The following is an 18134-nucleotide window of genomic DNA, read 5'->3' on the forward strand; positions in this document are numbered from 1 at the left end:
TCATTTTTTAGATATAAAAAAAGCACCCCGTAGGGTGCTTAAACTGTTTTAGCTTTCTTAAATTTCTATCTGTAACACCCTGCCTTCAGGCGCTGGACGCTTGATTTCGTTGTTAGATACAAATACCCGGGTACCGGTGGAGTATTTGGTACTGCTGGTGCACAGAACCAATCCGCTACCATCGACCACTAAAACCTTATAATTGGGATGATCTGCTGAGGTGATGGTGCCAATGAACTCTGGAGCCTTGGGCAATAAGTCGATTAAACGCTGTAATGGATTACTCACGATTGATGCTCTCCACTTTAATACTCTGGTTAATCACCGCATGATTGAATGACACGTTCACCCCCTCAATAATGCCCCACCATTCAGCATTAAATGCCACTAAATCACCAGGTACACATTCACTCACATCCGGACCAATCGGCATCACCAGATTGTGGGTTTCGACCAGACCTGACTTGGCCAGAACTGCTTTGCCATAAGACCCCATGCTCTCAACGGTAAACAGTGGATTGTTCGCTGTTTCCAGCAAAGTATCACCTGCAGTGCCAGTACGTTTAATCTGGCCACTTAAGCCAGAGCGGTCATTGGTCAAAGTAATCCCGTTATAATCAGGATAAGGCTCATAATCGGTAGACTGCTCTGTGACCAGGCTTTCAGGGATCAGCCGGTCATATTCTTCAACCGTGATTGAATCCCAGAATGTTTTTTTGTACTTGGGCTTTATAGTGATGGTATCGCTGCCCTTCTCGCTGTAGACAAAGCCACCTGCAGACTCGGCTATCATTTTGATTACAGCAATGGGGGTCATGTTGGAATAGCTTAGGCTGCCCGCTGGGACAATCCAGCTCAGCTCATCGATCAGCCCCCACTGCAGTGTTGTTGAGCTGTTGACCCGATCCAGTTCAGCCTGACAGAGCTGCCGTGCGGTCCTTTCATTCTCCTGGGTAAATGAGCGTGTCGGTGCATAGGGAGCGTCCAGTAAAGCGGACTGGCTACGGCCATTCAGGGTATAAGTGGTTTCGGCAAAGCGACGTGAGCGGCTACGGTTTTCAAGCAGCATGTGATGTTCGGTACCATTCACCATAACTCTTAAAATCACAGGCTGACCATTAACCGGTTCGAGCTTTGGTATTTCAGACGCAGGTACGCTCAGGCTATATGACCAGCACCAGCGGCTACGATCTGTACTATAACTGCCATCATACACTTGGATGTTCTGACCATTGTCCAGACGGCTTACGGATAATTCATTCACGATATACCACCAGTTGCGGTTTGGCAGGGCTGGAATACAGTCATCTGCCCCAAAGTTTAAAATAAGGTTGTGTGGATCTGACTCACTGCACAAGCAAGTAAAGTTGAGGTCAGTCCTGCCCACGTATTCAGGAAGCTCAGGTTGTGGCCAAGGTTGAACCGGATGCTTTCGGTAATGAATGGCTTTGGCTTTATCCCATGCAATGCTACTGGTCGTGATCAGTTCAAGACCTTTATCCCACTCGAATGCAAAACACTTTTCAAAGACGTGGGCTACTTGATGCGAATAGGTAAAGTTTCGGCGCTTCCGTACCAGCTCCTCCCAATCTGTAATACGGTTAATCCTGAGCTTGTTGCCCTCTTCAAATACCAAGGTTCGCGCTTTGGCCAGTCTTTTGTTTTCTTGCCAGATAAAGTACGTATCACTAGATAAACCAGTCGCCTGCTCATGCTGTAACTGAACCGAGCGGTACAGCAAGGCAGCCTTTTCAAAGCCAAGTAATGCCTGGTTGCTTAACCCTAAACTGTGCTCAAAATAAAAGGCGCTGTGATGCGCCCGTAATACCGGTTTAGCCCAAGGGATTTCAATTACACTTAAACAAGGCAAAGCTCCCTGATAGCCAGCTATGAGATAAACCTCAATGCCACGAATAAAGTTGATATCGAAAATTGCTGCAATCTCAGTCTTGAATCCGGTATCCAGCACTGTATCAATCGTGCACAGATTTTCAGCAAACTCAGCATTAATCTCAAAGCTAAAACGAGTGTCTAAGACAGTTTCGATCTGTCCAACAACATGTGTATTTTCACTAAATACAGCAACTACATCAAAGCTAAGTTCAGTATCTAATACCGTATCTATAACTGCAGTATTGGTACTACTGTCGGCATAGATAGCAGTAACTTCAAATGAAAATTCAGTTTCGAGTACTGTATCGATTACAGCTGCAACATCATCACCAAAATTAAGATTGGTTGAACCATCGGCCAGATGCTCAAAATTCAGAATGATATTGTGACTATCGGTATTATCAGGCTTAAAATTTAGGTTTAGGTTGTGAGCATCAACGGTGCCGAGCTTATTTTTAAAATCCACATGAGCACCCTTTTAATTCAAGGTCTGAGTTTTATTGATGTAATCGACAATGAACCACCCAGTGCAAGATTGGTATTCGCCAGGGTGATATCAATGTCTACGGTTAGGTCAGCAGCTACCTCACCAGCACCGTTATAAATACGTGCCCATGTTGCTGTGCCTGACTTAATCACCGTTGCCGTATCAGTTGGATGAAGCTCAACATAAGTGGCTGTAGTTTCTTTGATACATGGCTCAGGAAATGTGAGTGTCACTAAAGCATTGTTTGAGTCTGCTGTAATAGCAGGACTGGCAGGCTGCACACCTTCATAAAAAATAACGGTAGCGCTTTGGCTACCGTCATCCATAAAGTTTGCAAAGGCTTGAATCATAGCAAGCCGAGCATTAACTGAAGTTTTACTCATTTCGGCCTCATGTTGTCTTGAATAACTGCGTTAAATTGTTGCTTTAAATCAAAAGCCACAACAAAGGTTTTTAAATCTTGGTTAAGCCCTAAAAAACTATAATCCCCATTTTTATTAGGTCTTCTGAAGGCTATAGGCATGTAGTTATCTTTATTAAAAAGTCCAACCACTGCGTCACTATACTGAACCCCCAGCTTTTTTACTGACCCGCTAATTTTACAAATTACTGGTGTAATAGGAATAATTTGAAAAGCGGGCGCCGTTTTAAAAACTTGCCTCCTTACCGGTTTCATTCAAACTCCCCTAAATAAAAACTATACCCGCCGCCTAGGTTTACCGTGAAAGCTGCCTCTGTAACATACATTGAAGTATTAGATAAAACTGGCGTTGTTTCATTTACAGAAATGGCTGAGCAACTATACAAAATATGTGGCAAACTGCCGCGCAAATATCCATCAGAATCACCAAAAGGCACATTCATAAAACTGTTAGCCCCCTTGTTATATATGGTGGATGCTCCGCTGGCATAATTAAGAAGAATTGGCCGGGCCAATGTTTGGGCTTTGGTTAATCCGTCAAGTGTTTTTTTAGGGATGTAAAAGTAAGAATGTTGCTCAGAATGAGATAGTGGCAAAATCCCGTTGTAAGTGCTTGCAGAGTAAAAAAAACTAAAATTGAAATCAGCCGCCATGTCAGCAACAGTAGACATTAAAAACCAGGGTGGCATTAAGGTGTTGTCATCTGGATCAATATAAATCCCCGCCCCGTTTAAAACCTTACCTTTTAATCCATCGGTGCTTGATACCATGGATACCAGAAAATAAAAGGCGTCTGAATCCCCGACTAACGTAAAACCACGGTTTCCGGCTGGCGGGGCTGAGTTATCATTTCTATACCCAACTGTTTCTGAATTTCTCGACCAATACCACCGCGACCAGCCACGCTTTACAGTTGATCCTGTGCCTGTAATCTTCCAGTTTTTATCTAGCTCTCCTGACTTAACTGGGATTTGGTGAACATCGGGTTTTAGATAGTCGTCTATGTGATCCATGTGCTCCAATAGTCCGACCATTGCATATTTGGCATAAGTGGAATTATATGTGTTTGTGCCATCGGACAAGGTTTCATCAACCCGGATGTATGGGTGCTTTTCTGTGGCATTTTTCGCACGATAGACCCGCTTGACATCCCCAGTGTCGCGAAAAACAATCTCATAACCCAATGGTGGTAAAATTGCCCCACCAGTTGTGATTATTGCTGTTTCTGTAATTGGGTTTTTAGGCTTTAAAATCAGTTGATTTGCGGACGGCACACCTTTTACGCGATATCGCTGATTAAGCACCGACGGGGCAAAACCAGAAAGCTCAACCACTTGCAAAATTAATGCTTTATGATTTGCAAAAAAGGTTAAATGGACGCTTCCATCCACATCTATTGAGGCCGCCGTGATTGCTGGTAATTCAACCCCATTCACAAGGGTTTTATCCAACATACGGATCATTTCACCCCATTCATTATTTAAAGTTAAACCATTCAAGTGGCTAAAAAATTGCACATCTACTTCTGTTACCATTTTATTTGATCCATAAAAAAAGACCGCATAAAGCGGTCATAGCTGATTTAAATTTTAAATAACGCGGTCAATATCACCACGCAGCATGATCTGAAACTGGTCTGAAATTGCTGTAGGCTCAGATTGCTTCACCGTGCGGATCACCCAGACTGGGAAAGTTGCAGCGACCGTGTTAAAGCGCAGTACATTGCCACTTACCCAGCCCTGCCCCCAGCCTTCCTTTTTCACCACAAAATATGGTACACCGGTGACCGGATTGATCGGTACAAAGTCCGTATTCACAGTCCCTGTACCAATCTGACCCGAGTATTCCCCGATGCAGCGGAACGATTGATCTCCAGTAAAAACCAAGGCCCAGCGTTCCTGAATCGCGCCATTATTTGTAACTTTAATTGGATACAAGGCATCATTGTAATTGGCTGAAATCGCCCCTTCAGATGGCTCATCTCGCCAGAGGCTGTTCCAGGTCTGCTGTACAAATTTACCGGTAGACCGGGCCTGCATATCACCAATGACTAGCGCTGAACCGACAATGGTATTTTCAGCATCATAGTTATGTGTAAGTGGCTTAGTAAATGTCAGCTGGCCGTTGATCTGCACATCACGGATTAGCAACATGTCCTGATAGCGATATTTCATTGTCAATGGTGCGGTCAGCGCATTTAAAGCAAAATCACCACCTAGCGTAAACTTGCCATAGTCATAGTCCACGCTGTACATATCGAATGGCACTTTTACCCCGTCGGCATCTTCAAGCTCGGCCCATGAAATGCGCTGATCTGGCAACTCATAAGTCTGGCCAGCGATATGATCTGGCAGTTCAAATATTTTGCTGGAACTGACAATACCGATATCACCCACCCGGAAGATCGGTACCCGGCCATCCAGCGGCAGACGGGTAGCAGACAAGCCCAGAATTTCGGCATCCAGCGGGATGTAGGTATAAGCCACCGCGTTATAACGTACAGTCTCCGGCGCAACCCAGACCGGTATATTGATATAAGTTTCAGTGCCTTCCTGATACTCCAGTAATAGGTCATACCAGGGTTCACTCTCCAGCCCAGGACGGTTAGCCTCAGTAATCTTGGTTTTAGTATAAAAAAACAGATCCACAAAACCGGTATCGTAATTAATCTGGCCATGTGCCCGGCTGGTTTCAATGATGCCATCGTCATCAGCCCGCAATGTCAGCTGGCCATAGTCTAAAGTGGCTACGACGACTGTTAATGAACCGGGACGCAGTGGACTGACCGGCGTTCTAAAGCTGATACGGTTGACCGGGGGCATATCTGTAGTTGTAGTGAGAGACTGCAGTACCAGCTGGTTATCCGTATTCGGTGTCCAGCTAGCGATTTCAATCTTGCCGGTACCATACTGAATGCTACCGGAACTGGTGCCACTGTTATTGGCTGGATTTACATTGCGTACCAAGGTGCCAGTACGGTCCAGATAAGTGTCTGAACCCAGCATAAAACGCACTGCTCCGGAGAGGATCTGCTCATCAAAACCCCGGGTTAAATCAAAACGTAGCTTGTCACCAGTAATCTGTTTGACCCCGGCACTTACGCCTGAGCTATCCCGGTATTTCACGCTAATACTGGTCGCCCGGTATGCCCCGAGCTGCACTACTTCTTCCTTAATTTGAGAAGTGGCGGGTAAATAAAATGACATATTTATGCTGCTCCATAAACCGCAGTTGGTATATAGGACTTGGTGAAAACCGAGCTGGTCGCTTCAGGAATAATTTCTACCGCACCTGTTGCATAGGTAATGGTGCCCTGTACCTTGCCCTGACTATTGACCAGATTGCCCACCTCGGCATTCACTGGAATATCAGTTAAAACCACCGTACCGATGACTGAACCGATTTGATCAGCAACCGGTACACTTAACTCAACACTATTGGGTTGTATTGCAGCACCTGAACCAATGGTAAATTTCAGCTTTTGATCAGTTGGCATGACATTTTCAACAATCTGATCAAGCGGTACGCCATAGCTATAATTGATAGTAAAGACCGTGTTTTTCTGCGGCAGTTTATTCGGTACCAGCCGGCCTTGACCGCTGGCATAGTTAAAGGTACCCGTGGCATCGCCACTAAACTGACCTAAGGTGTTAGTAGTCGCGGTCATACTCTTGCCTTCGAGCAGCCATTTTACTGTCACGCTGCCTGAGGCTATTCCTGCCTGCTGCAAATCAAACTCGAATGCTGCCGGTTCAACCGCAAGACCTGAGCGTATAAATGTAGCCAGCGGTGTACCCCATAACAGTAAAATCGGTGTATTCACATCCGGTAAGGCACCCGTCGTAATAGACCAGGAACCGGTTTCATAATTGATATTGCCTGAACCAAACGAAGCACTCGAGCCAGACAACCGCCCAGAGCCGTCATCTTTCAGTTCATAAAACTTACCCTGTGACATATAAGAAACTGAAAGGCTGCCCGGGGCGGGTGGTGGTACCAGTACACCGGTCCAGTTGGCACTCTGGTTTTGTTGAGTGACGGGCCGGGTTTCCGACTGAAAGTACTGGTTGGGTGCTGAAGCAGGCTTAAAGGTAATACTTAAGTTTGCAGATCCTGCACCTGCAGCTTGTGTCCACTGGATCACACCGCGCTGGTAATCAATCGTTCCGACTTGCGTCCCTTGCATGTTTTTAAGCAGTCCGCCCTGGTCAGTGATCTGCTGGCCAAACAGGTTAAAAGACATGCTGGAAGGCATAACAGATGAGCCGATATACAGATTCTGAGCGGTACCAATGGTGGTCAAGTAAGTTGCAGTAATAGCAGCAGTGTTACCCGGTACCAGTACCATACTTTCCCCGGCTGCGTTTACATCCACAATTGGCGTTTCAGTCTGGGCAGATGGGACCAGCTGGGCAAAGATACTTTCCGCATTTACGGTAAACTCACCGACTTTTGCAGCAGACTTGAGATTGCTGGATGCATAATACTTGCCGGTATCGGCTACGATAGTATCCCGTAAAATCGTTTGAGACTTATCGCCGCTGTACCATTGCTTGGCAGACAGCCCGACATAATCCTGATCGAGTGGATCATTAATGCTGTAAGTCGCAATTTTATATTCAACTTCCTTATCATCGATGATCATCTTGGCAATACGGGTCTCAACTTTGGTGATGCGAACATACTGCTCATGCTGCAGTGCCTGGCCTTCTTTCGAGACCAATACCAGTGTACTGCCCACCGAGCTTTCGACTTCACTTGGAAACATCGCCACCTGCAGGGTTTTCATACCGGCATAATGTGTATCCAGTGGACTCCCTGCTGCCTGTCCCCCCTTGGCCAGATAATTTTCAATCCGGTTCTGGGCGGACTTGCGCTCATCGATCCACGACTTTGTACTAAACAGCAAAGCTGAGACATTGGGATCTTTTGGGTTTTCCGAGATAAAGACCGTAGCCCCCATAAGCAGGTCTGTATCATTCGTTGTCACGGCGGGGAACAGTTTACGCAGTGACACATCCCCCATGGTGCGGTCCAGCTCACTCACATCATTAAACAGGTTATTACTCTGGCCATCTTCAATCATCTGGCCAGAGTACTTGCCGCCACCATCTTCTGTATCGCTCAGGCGCTCGGACTTATAGAGCACCAGATTTTTAGTTTCAATTGCCACTGTATAGTTCCCCCACTTCAATAAAACGTAAAGTCACGTTGTAATAGTCATCGTCAGATACAGATGGAATTCCCTTCACTGGGGCAGCTTCCAAAGCCCCGGCTTCATGGTTAAAAATCACATGAAATTCACGTCTGTCGTGCTGATACTCAAAAGCCAGAATGAATTGTTCAGATAAAGCAGACCAGGCTTGAACCGTGCGTAAATCACGGCGTTTGATCCAGCCCATCGTGTTATCTGCCGGTTGCAGCACAATTGAACGACCTGCTTTTTTACGGCCCTCCTGGATAATTAGAGAACCATCAATAGCCCGACTCTGTTTCTGCTCGATGGGCTTCCATTCAAATTCATCAGACCATAAAAAACCGTCCTCAAGCGGGACGGTTTCTGATGTAGACACTCGTATTAATTTCATTAGCTACTCTTTTTTATCATTTCCAGTTTTCTCAGCATTGATTCCAGTTCATCACCATCATTAGGCGATCCATACATTGTTGCGGTTTTACCATTGCCTAGATCAAACTCATAACGTACGGTTCTGGCTGGATCTGATACCGGTAAACTGGTTTTAGGATAGCTCACATCCGGAGCCAGGCTGTTGATATTCACCTCAGGCACAACTGTTTTAGCTTTGGAGCTTGCACCTACACTGCCCGACTTGCCTGCATACTCTTCCAGCTTTTCCAGCTGCTCGGCAATGTACATATAATTGCCCGTCTGTTTCTGGTTGTCGTATGCAGAGACACCATAACGCGCAGCATATTCATGAGAGGCTGAACGGTAATAACCACCTGGACCCTGTTGAGCGGTCTGGAACAGTTCTTTAGCTTTCTGCTTAACATTGCCCCCATAACCCATTTCAGTCAGCTGCTGCTCAATCTCATCAACTGAATAACCGTTTTTAGCCATGACTCCAGTTTTAGAGGCTTTAAGCTTGCCCTGCATGGCAGTAAGCGCTTCTGACCAGGCTTCAGTAGAGGATTTGGCCTCCTCTCTTGCGACCCGGCCAGCTTCACGGTAACCATCACCAATGGCACTGGCTGAGTTCTCTACCCGATTATTGGCTTTGGCCCAGTCATTCATGGTTTTGACTACAGCCTGACCGCTGTCATCAATCTGGATTTCCAGATTGCGGCCTGCATTCGCAGCATTAGTCGCAGCAATCACACCTGCATCACCCGATGCTGCTGCAGACTGAGCAGCTTTCTCATATGCTTTCTGGATACCTTCAGCAGTCGCCTTTCCGCTATCTCTGACAGTGATGTAATCCATCAAAGCCTGTTGTGCAGCAAGCTTTAAATTCTCCTTGGTTTCAATGCCTAGCCGTTTAAATGCCTCTGTCACCGGATCAATATCATCCGGCAGTTCTAAAGCCTGCATCTTGATAGCAATTAGGCCCTGTTCGACTTGTTCAGCTGAGATTTCACCTTGATCACCAAATTCTTCAAGCTTGGACCTTGCGTAATCAATTTCAGCTTGGCTTTTAGCCGTCTGTAACCAGTTTGACCAAGACTGATAAATTATATCTCCTGCCGCTTTACCGGTAATACCTGCAGAAGCTAACTTACCTTTCAGATCAGTGACATTATTACCCTGCTCAGTAAAGGATTTAGAGACTCGATTTAACGCAACATCGATATCTACCCCAAGCTGCTTGGCTGCAAGAGAAGCTCTCGAATATGCATTTTCTGCCACCTGTCCAGATCCGGAATTAGCCGCATCCAGTTCCGCAGCACGTACATTGCGGTTATTGGCAAGTTCAGTTTCCTTCTGGTCAATACCCCGAAGGGAATCTTGTGCAGATTTCAATGCACTTAAATCACCAGTGCGCTTAGCCTCGGCAATCTGTTGTTCCAGAACTGCACGTTCAACGGCGGATTGTCTCTGAAAAGCCAGATATGCCTCATCTGCCTTTTGTAGATTCTCTTTGGCCAGCTTGACAGCTTCTTCCTTTTTGGCTGCATTATCTGCAGCCTGAGCAGCACCCCCCCAAGCCGCCACGCTAACCTTGCCTGCCTTATCCATTGTGACGATATAACCCTTCGTCATTAGATCAGCCTGCATGGTACCGTCAATGACCCCACCATTAGCTTTAATGGCAGCTTCAGCATAAGCTTGGGCAGAAACCAGCATGTCTTTATCCAGCTTAGCTTTACTGGTGGCATGCTCCTTCTCTCGATTTTCTAACTCGCCAGATTTCTGGATAATGGCATCAATTGTTGACTGGTTCCCATCCTTTCTAGCCTGGTTCAGCTGTGTATCGAGCGCAGCACGTTCTGTTGCTAACTCCTTGGTTTTCTGGTTAAGTCCCTTGTTTTGTTCAATCAGCTCAGCAAACGTTGCAGTACTTCCGGCTATTGCCTCCTGATTCTTCTGTTCTCGCGTTTTCGCAATATTGTCTAAAGCTTGTATAACCTGGACTTCATGGTTAATAGCCAACTCATCTGCTTGATGATAAAGCTGCTGAGCTTTGGCGGTAAGATCTTGAAATTCTTTAAAGGCCGCCTCTTTTGCATCACCAAACATAAATTTAGACTTCCAGTACATAAATGCACCAGTAGCCTCATACATAGCGCCAGCAAAAAGATTTACAACAATTGCTATGCCTTTAAAACCGTCATTAAATAAGGCAAATACTACACCTGCTGCCTCAAGTGCTTTTGTAAAACCATTTGTTTTATCAACGGCACTGTCTATGCCACTATTGAAATTAAATATAGACGTAAGTGCAGTATCTAAAACTTGAGTAGCTGTTCCAAAAACCTCTCCAAGTGATTCAACTAAAGACTTTAAAGTTTCATAGGCAGTACTTAAGGCTTCTTTAAGAGCCTCGATAGTTGCCGGATCAATTTTTTTAAGCTGATCACCGACCCAGATAAAACCATTACCAATATCGGTTAAAAGCCGTTCAACGACATCCATATTGTCAGCAATAGTTACCAGCCATTGTGCAACTGTTGCAGATGCGCCAGTGGACTGATCCATGGTACCAATCAGGATTTGCCATTGGGTCTGGATACGCTGTAATGCATTACCTATCGTAGTTGGAAACTTATTGTAGTCAGCTTCAATTGCAGCGGATTGTTTCTGTAAGGCCTTGATTACGCGCTCAGCAGATAACTCGCCGTTTTCTGCCATAGTACGTAACTCACCTGTAGTCACACCAAGGGATTGAGCCAAGGCTTTAGAAATTCCTGGAGCCTGTTCCATGATTGAGTTGAACTCATCACCACGGAGTACTCCAGATTGCAGTGCTTGGGTAAACTGGACAATAGCATCTTCACTGGCCTGTGCTGATCCACCTCCTGTTTGAATGGCCATATTGATGGTTTTTACCAGTTCCAGACTTTGCTGCTGGGTCATTCCCATCTGTTTGCCAACATCATTCACCTTGGTAAACAGGCTGGCAGTAGCTTCTAAACTTGAATTGGTAGCAAGTGCCACTTGATGCACACCCGCCATAGCTTGCTGAAAGTTACCACCTTCGCTGGTTGCAATATTGATTCGTGCTGAAAGTGTAGTATACGAATCCGCTGCCTGAGCAATTTCCCTCACACCGATACCAATACCAACGGCGGCCATAGCTCCCGCAAGAGCAGTCGCTGCAAATCTAGCCGCTCCCATCCCTTTAGAAAGATTGGAAACACCTGAATTTGCTTTTTCTGCCGCCGGTTCAACACCGTGAAGCTCATCTTTAAGCTTCTCAATCTGTTGCTCGGTAATTTTAGTTACACGCTCAACTTCTTCTGCAGGAAGTTTGCTATTAGCCTTAAAATCCTCTAGTTTTCGTTCAAGCGCAGTAATTGCATCATTAATAACTGTAGGCGGCTTAATGCCTAAAGCTTCATAGATTTCATGTCCGGTCTGCTTTGCGCTGGTTGAAGCCTTATCTGCACTGGTCGATACACTACGCATTGCAGAGGATGCTTGTGTATCAAAATCTGCAAATGCTGCTTTGGTCAGATCAACTGCCTGTTCAAGACCTTTGATCTTTTCTCCTGCAGCCTTAATTTCATCAAGAGTAACAGCTTCACTACTTTGTTCTAATGCGGAGAAAGCATTCTTAGCTGCCAGCAGCTCGCTTTCAAGCGTATTAATACTGCTAGTGCCGATACTACCAATTCGCTCAATTTCTTTAGTGCTGAGATTGGCCCCTTCACCCATTGACTGAATTGCACGGGTCGCAGTCTGGGCTTCACCTACTACTTGGCCAAGATCTACCGAGCTAAAACGTTGTAACTGATTAATCGAAGACTGTGTGGCATTGTCCACGCCACGCATAGCATTTATGGCAACGTCCTGATAGTAATTAAAAGCACTGGACGTTTCTTTAATGGCATCTTCAATACTTAAAACACGCTGCTTGGCGATTTCAATATCTTTTAAGGTACCATCCGTACTTTGCAAACGAACCAATTCAGCCTGAGCAGCTTTTAGGGCTGAATTAAGCTCATTGAGACCTTGTTCACCAGTGCTCGACATTGAACGTAGCTCACCAGCGCTAATAACCGATTTATCACCTAATGCTTCAATTTCTTTGGCAGCAGAAAAGAATTTAGTACCCAGCATTTCTGCAATTTGAAGCGCATCACCTGGAATAGCTTCACCAATCTCAAAGCCTGCCTTATTTGCCTTGGCTGCCGTATCTTGGAGTTCATTACCTAAACCATCAATCTTACCGGCTGTCTGAACAGCCTGCCCTTCAAGTTCGCCACCCGCCTGAGAGACTTCACTCAACTTTCCTTTAGCCTGATCTGCCTTCTTCTGCAAATCATCAGGAACTATTTTTCCAACTACCTGAGCTGCTTGTTCAGATGCAGCTTTTAGTCTTTCAGATTCCTGTTTTATTGCGGCATAAATGGCCTTAGTGACACTTTCAGATTCCTTAATATTCGATACATAATTTTTAGTATCAGCTTCCATCACAAGTTTAAAGGTTAATTCTTTACCGGCCATGTTCTTACTCGCAATAAAAAACCCACCGAAGCGGGTAAAATTAGGTATTAAAAAACCTCCCGAAGGAGGTTCTTGTTTTATTTAGAATTGCGCTCTTTCAAGAAGTAGCGCCCCATTCTCAATGTATCCGTTCCATACAACAGATCTAACACACTATCAAAACGCTTGGTAAATTCAGCAATATCCATTGTTGGATAAAAGCCCGGCGGTAGTGGCATTACTGATAAAACACCATCCCTAGCACTCACATGCCAAGAATCATACCGAGAGTTATTAAACTCATTGCTAATCTGCTGAGCTACTTGGATAACCTCTTGCGGATAAGGCAGAGCTTTAACTTCCTGTTTTTCCACTTTTGCCTTTAAATCCATTGTTTCCAGATAATGAACTGACTCGGCAAAATGAATTTCTAAAAGCTCTGCATAGCGCGGAATTTTAAAGTGCCGATTATGGCGACTCCACATTTCTGCATAAATTTTGCGATTGCCTTGAGAGCGACGATCTACAATTTCATGAAGTAAAGCTTGTTGTTCGGGTGAGATAGCTTGACGCGCCTTGACCCTGAATTGCATCACCATCGCATCATAAGCACGAATTACCTGTAAGTGGAATTTTGCAGAGATCCACATTGCGTACGAGTAAACCAATTCTTTTACGACGTATGTACCTTGCTTTTCCGCACCACCCTTAATTACTTTTACAGCACTTTGCAAATTTTCAGAGTTTATATTTTGACCGATATGAGAATTTGCATATCGCTCTATTTCCTCAATCAAGTCCTTGGTTTGCTGGTTGCGAAGAAAATAAGCAGGGAAATGTTTTTTATCATCACCACTTGCTTTATGTAGATCATTTAAGCAATAACGACCATTCTCATCCTGACGAATCTGGAAATCACCAATAACCAACGGTTGAGTATTTGGATTCGCTAAATTTTGTGTTAAACTAGACATTGTTAATATTCCTTTGTTGACAATCAATTAAGCCCTGCTCGTCAAAGTCTTGGGCTTTTTTGTTGTCTGTTGGTTTCATGCTTTCGCACTCTCTTGGTTTTCTCGCTTTTCTAACCATTCTTCAATGATCATATTTAGCTGAGCTGTGATAGTTCTACGATCCTTAATTGTTTCAATCTTGAATCGCTCTAAAGTTTTTTCAGGTATACGCACATTTACCTGCGGGTCTTGTCTTGCCATAAATCCTCCTATATAGCACGTGATTTAAAAAAACATCACAATCACATTAAAGCAAGTGCTTTATTGCATGTCAACTATTTTTGACTATTTATTTATAGCACTCTATAGTTTGAGTAATTTGAACATTTGAACATTTGAATATTTATGGCACGCACCGATCCTCAAGTTAATTTTAGAATACCTGCTGAATTAAAAGATAAACTCGATCAAGCTGCTAAGGACAACGGAAGAACTTTAACCGCTGAACTTATCCTTCGATTAGAGACGACTTTTGAGCAGGATGATCATTTGCAAGATTTAGTAGATAGAATTGAAAAACTAGAAGAAGCTATTGACAGCATGGAGTATTATCAAAATGACCACGGCCGAAGAATCGATGCATTAGAAGGTCGATACTAACTACCCTTAATTTGAGTATCTCGATATGATGCTCAGATCTGAGAATGAAAAAAGCACCCTAGGGTGCTTTTTTCATTTACCGCATTGAGAACAAACCCACCGATTTGCAACAGATGAGGCAGGTTTTGCAATCATATGCCACAAGAATGTTAGCACCCAGATAAATAACCAAATACCTGCTGTAAAAATAGCTAACACTAAATGCATCAACCAACTCATTTCTTTAATGTTTTTTTGGTGTAGTGTCTGCTTACCACACGTCTTACAAAACATCATTTGCTGTGCCACTTTAGTAGCCATTATTTAATACCCCTTGCATATTTAAGCCCAAGTAACAACCAGAGCACCAATAAATAAAAATTTAAGATTCACTCTTCTACCATACTTCCACAGTGCTTACACTTTATTGCAGCTACTTTTATTTGCTCGTCACAAAATGGACAGTTCTTGAATTCATCCACACTGGTACTTAATGGTTTTCCAGCATTATGGGTAAAAAGGTCATCAGCAACCAGCTTAGTTCTAGGTCTACTTGGCTTTGAGAATGATGGGGTAGCTAAATTTCTTTTTATATCTAAATCATTATCCTCTATGTTTTGAACTAAAGGTTTTGCTACAGCGGAATAAATCACCATAAAGCTTCCGATAAACAAGAACACCCAACCGTATTGTATTTGTACCGTGCTCATCATTGCTTCTGCCATACCACCAAAGGGATTACCTTTTAATTTATCGGCAACCTCTCCTTTAATACTATTTAGTTTATACAAGAGATAGATAAAATCTATTACCACTATTAGGATTGATATGCCGCCAGTAATTCTTAATAATTTTAAAGCATTAACAAAAGCCAAGATCAAGCTAATGATAGCTAAACCTAGTAAAATATAGCCATCAATACGTCCGCTACTAAATATAGAGACTGAACCTACAATAGGCATACTGGCTATTGGCAGAAAAACACCAAGCAATAGTAATAATCCGCCTGCCAGACCAATTAATTGTTGTTTTGAGAACTCCATAATTAACGCTCCCAAATAATGCGATAAATCTTTCCATCAACCACAACTATTGTATAGCGTTGCCCATTTACCGAATAAATATAGCTGACAGCTGCGTGAGGCCATCCCTTACGGTCATGAATAATATGTTTGAAAGAAGACTCTGGATTTCCCAGAACATCTACCATACGAGCCTGAGTGTTTCCAATCTCTACAAACTCAGTACTGCCACGAATTGAGCTAATATCAGTTGAAGCATACAAACTTGTTGCAATACCTATCCCCAATACCACTGCTAAAATTAACTTTTTCATTCTCATGCCTTTTTTTGAGATATTTTTGAGCATCTTAACCGAACGGTCTAAATTATCGCAATGTGAAAGAACATCCTTGTTCACTTATACCTCTTTATTCTATGCACTCATGTTCATGTCCATCAGGTATTTCTCTGCCTGTGCATGAGTAATCGAAATCAAACTGCATCTACAACCTTCTTGTGGTCTGCTCCAATGCTCAACAGCATGTTCTTGAAACTCCTTATCAAGAATATTAAATACTTTGCTACTGAAACTTTTACAAGTTTCCGGGGTATGGTCATCAATGATGGGGGCCCATAATAAGTAGCTCGAATTCTTATCCTTGCTATGCTCATAAATATCTTTAACAACCAGACAGTTAAAAACAAACATCTGTCTATTTGCAAACCAGGAGCGATAATCACGACTATTTTCCAGTAGTGTCCAGTTCACATGAGGTCGAATATGATCAGGGACTAAAGCAATATATCTTTCAGCAAATTTCTTGAATAAAATTCTATTGCTTTTAAGTTTCTCATTATCAAGATGACTCAGGAGGTCTAGTATCTCATGCTTAAAAAACTTTGAGTCGGCACCGCATGCCACACCCATATTTATCAACTCTCTCTGCTCGTCACTGCTGAATGAGTTAAACCATTTCTTATATGCTGCTCTACTTTCCGCTGTTAATACTCTTTTCATGATTAAGCTCAAGTGCACTTTTATAATACCGACCATTCTAATCGGAAATGGTAAATTTAATTATGTGAAAATGTTACATAATTCACACTATTTCTTCTTTTAGCTCATCAAGAAACTTCTTTAGTTCTTTAGCAGATGCATGCTGAGCGGATCTCACTACACTGGTTAGTGCCGAAAGCTTGTTCCGGTAATCCTTTTGGGCTGATTTTAGGTATTCACTGTAAGCACCATAAGTCATATTCATGATTTCGGTATGAGTGTGGCCAGCACTGATCAGTAGCTGGAATGAATCAAACCAGGTTGAATCATTGTCTTTTGCTGCCTGCTTTTTATTACGGCGTTTAGGCTGGTCTTCTTTAAAATAAGTACCGTTGACCTGCAGTACTGCTGATAAAACTTCTTTAAATTGCTGTTCCGATGTTGTGGCCAGATCGATCAAACTGGTTGCTGGAAGCTTAGTGGCCAAACTGCATATTCCCAGTACCTCAATTGAATGAGCCTTAAAAAGCTCGGTTAAAATTTCATCTGAATAATTTTTTCCCTTTAGAAAGCTTTTAACCTTTTCGGCATGCACTGCCCATTGGTCAAAATCTTTCATCTGGATCTGGTGTACTTCAACATCATTCACTGTAATAGAGCGATTAGCTGCCAGAAAAAAATTATTCATGAGGGGATCTCGAAAAAGCCACCCGAAGGTGGCGTTGGTTTGAATTTCGTATTTAAAATCCAGAATAGTTTTTGTTTATTCATCATCTTTAAAATCTAAGGATGGCTGAGCCTCCTTAATTAGATTATCCAGTTCTTTTAGTAATGCTGGCTTAGTTTGTTTGCCGTGGATTGATAGGAAGCTTGCTGCACCTGACAGAGATTGAGTAATCACCTCAAGTTGTGCTGAAAGCTTGCCAATGCGCACCTGTAGCCCATCCTTGAGTTGACGAGCCAATTCCTCTTGCTCGATGTAGTATTTGCGGATCTCATGACCTTTTTTATTGCGCTCCATCATCCCAAGGTGTTTGGTCATATCCACTGAGATGATGTACTCAATTAGGTTTTGTCCTGTTTTTGAAAGCTCCTCTTTTTTGAGGAGCTTAATAAAATCAAAATTCTCTTCAAAGCCACATTGTTTAATGCGTCGCTTAATCCAATCCGAAAAGTCCGTCTTAACCTCTAGCATTTTATGTAGGTCACGCGCATTCACGCCGAGCTGAACTTTTCCATTTAATTCGACTTCGACAAATGGGGTTTGATTTTCAATTTTTACGATTGCATTCATTGATCTGCTCCGACTACTCATTAAAAAAGAAGCACTGGCAAGAAGATGCAATGAATAGTCGAAACGACCATCTTCTTTTCGGGGATCAGCCTAGCCAGTGGTTTGCCTGAAAACAGGCGTAAAAAAAAGCCCTGCATTACTGCAAGGCTTATTTTTTCAGTTAGAAAATTGTCTAATCGTCCAATTTTCTTGTTTTGTTACTTAAGTTCCGTGCATTAAAAAAGCCGACTTGTTAGGCCGGCTTCGCTTTAAAAAATATACTTCTCTGTCATCAGGGTAGTAAATTACATAGGTTTGTATATGAGCCATATACAAGACGATATGCTATAAACACAGGCAC

Annotated in this window: 18 protein-coding genes; 1 reads left to right on the forward strand and 17 read right to left on the reverse strand. The window is 43.3% G+C overall.

Annotated features, from left to right (window positions below; translation table 11 throughout):
* Window positions 1-57: 57 nt before the first annotated feature.
* The 11 genes from ACRAD_RS09060 to ACRAD_RS09110 all read right to left on the reverse strand — a co-directional run bounded on the left by ACRAD_RS09060 (window position 58) and on the right by ACRAD_RS09110 (window position 14123).
* Complete coding sequence (locus tag ACRAD_RS09060) at window positions 58-288, reverse strand: hypothetical protein (protein WP_005026776.1); 231 nt, start codon at window positions 286-288, stop codon at window positions 58-60.
* Window positions 281-2359, reverse strand: coding sequence for a hypothetical protein (locus ACRAD_RS09065; protein WP_005026778.1), 2079 nt, complete (start codon window positions 2357-2359; stop codon window positions 281-283). The genes ACRAD_RS09060 and ACRAD_RS09065 overlap by 8 nt, the downstream gene beginning before the upstream one ends.
* A 17-nt stretch (window positions 2360-2376) precedes the next feature.
* Window positions 2377-2763 carry a hypothetical protein gene (locus ACRAD_RS09070; RefSeq protein ID WP_005026780.1) on the reverse strand — a complete coding sequence of 129 codons (387 nt, stop codon included), beginning with the start codon at window positions 2761-2763 and terminating at the stop codon, window positions 2377-2379.
* Complete coding sequence (locus ACRAD_RS09075; RefSeq protein WP_005026781.1) at window positions 2760-3056, reverse strand: hypothetical protein; 297 nt, start codon at window positions 3054-3056, stop codon at window positions 2760-2762. Before ACRAD_RS09075 ends, ACRAD_RS09070 begins: the two co-directional genes overlap by 4 nt.
* Window positions 3053-4336, reverse strand: a complete 1284-nt coding sequence (locus ACRAD_RS09080; protein WP_005026783.1) for a hypothetical protein — start codon at window positions 4334-4336, stop codon at window positions 3053-3055. Before ACRAD_RS09080 ends, ACRAD_RS09075 begins: the two co-directional genes overlap by 4 nt.
* Before the next feature lie 54 nt (window positions 4337-4390).
* On the reverse strand, window positions 4391-6007 hold the full coding sequence (locus tag ACRAD_RS09085) for a hypothetical protein (RefSeq protein ID WP_005026785.1): 1617 nt from the start codon (window positions 6005-6007) through the stop codon (window positions 4391-4393).
* Window positions 6008-6009: 2 nt separating this feature from the next.
* Window positions 6010-7974: a hypothetical protein gene (locus ACRAD_RS09090; RefSeq protein WP_005026786.1), complete on the reverse strand. Its 1965-nt coding sequence runs from the start codon at window positions 7972-7974 to the stop codon at window positions 6010-6012.
* A complete protein-coding gene (locus ACRAD_RS09095) occupies window positions 7964-8389 on the reverse strand; it encodes a hypothetical protein (protein WP_005026788.1) in 426 nt (141 codons plus the stop codon). The genes ACRAD_RS09090 and ACRAD_RS09095 overlap by 11 nt, the downstream gene beginning before the upstream one ends.
* Window positions 8389-12930 (reverse strand): tape measure protein, encoded by a 4542-nt coding sequence (locus ACRAD_RS09100; protein WP_005026790.1) that lies wholly within the window; start codon window positions 12928-12930, stop codon window positions 8389-8391. The genes ACRAD_RS09095 and ACRAD_RS09100 overlap by 1 nt, the downstream gene beginning before the upstream one ends.
* A gap of 77 nt (window positions 12931-13007) precedes the next feature.
* On the reverse strand, window positions 13008-13883 hold the full coding sequence (locus ACRAD_RS09105; RefSeq protein ID WP_005026792.1) for a KilA-N domain-containing protein: 876 nt from the start codon (window positions 13881-13883) through the stop codon (window positions 13008-13010).
* 75 nt (window positions 13884-13958) lie between these two features.
* Window positions 13959-14123: a hypothetical protein gene (locus ACRAD_RS09110; protein ID WP_005026801.1), complete on the reverse strand. Its 165-nt coding sequence runs from the start codon at window positions 14121-14123 to the stop codon at window positions 13959-13961.
* Window positions 14124-14267: 144 nt separating this feature from the next.
* Between ACRAD_RS09110 and ACRAD_RS09115 the strand changes: the two genes are divergently transcribed.
* Window positions 14268-14522: an Arc family DNA-binding protein gene (locus ACRAD_RS09115; protein ID WP_005026805.1), complete on the forward strand. Its 255-nt coding sequence runs from the start codon at window positions 14268-14270 to the stop codon at window positions 14520-14522.
* A 72-nt stretch (window positions 14523-14594) separates the two neighbouring features.
* Here ACRAD_RS09115 and ACRAD_RS09120 read toward each other — a convergent pair whose 3' ends face one another.
* From ACRAD_RS09120 to ACRAD_RS09145, 6 genes are all read right to left on the reverse strand, one after another.
* Entirely contained in the window at window positions 14595-14822 is a 228-nt protein-coding gene (locus ACRAD_RS09120) for a hypothetical protein (protein WP_010700298.1), read from the reverse strand.
* Window positions 14823-14890: 68 nt separating this feature from the next.
* Window positions 14891-15544: a zinc ribbon domain-containing protein gene (locus ACRAD_RS09125; protein WP_005026806.1), complete on the reverse strand. Its 654-nt coding sequence runs from the start codon at window positions 15542-15544 to the stop codon at window positions 14891-14893.
* 2 nt (window positions 15545-15546) lie between these two features.
* Window positions 15547-15921: a hypothetical protein gene (locus tag ACRAD_RS09130; protein ID WP_005026808.1), complete on the reverse strand. Its 375-nt coding sequence runs from the start codon at window positions 15919-15921 to the stop codon at window positions 15547-15549.
* Between the two features lie 15 nt (window positions 15922-15936).
* Window positions 15937-16521 (reverse strand): structural protein, encoded by a 585-nt coding sequence (locus ACRAD_RS09135; protein WP_005026810.1) that lies wholly within the window; start codon window positions 16519-16521, stop codon window positions 15937-15939.
* An 82-nt stretch (window positions 16522-16603) separates the two neighbouring features.
* Window positions 16604-17188, reverse strand: a complete 585-nt coding sequence (locus tag ACRAD_RS09140) for a hypothetical protein (protein ID WP_005026812.1) — start codon at window positions 17186-17188, stop codon at window positions 16604-16606.
* A gap of 75 nt (window positions 17189-17263) precedes the next feature.
* Window positions 17264-17794, reverse strand: coding sequence for a phage antirepressor Ant (locus tag ACRAD_RS09145; RefSeq protein WP_005026814.1), 531 nt, complete (start codon window positions 17792-17794; stop codon window positions 17264-17266).
* Window positions 17795-18134: the final 340 nt, after the last annotated feature.

The sequence above is a fragment of the Acinetobacter radioresistens DSM 6976 = NBRC 102413 = CIP 103788 genome, from assembly GCF_006757745.1.
Lineage (GTDB): Bacteria > Pseudomonadota > Gammaproteobacteria > Pseudomonadales > Moraxellaceae > Acinetobacter > Acinetobacter radioresistens.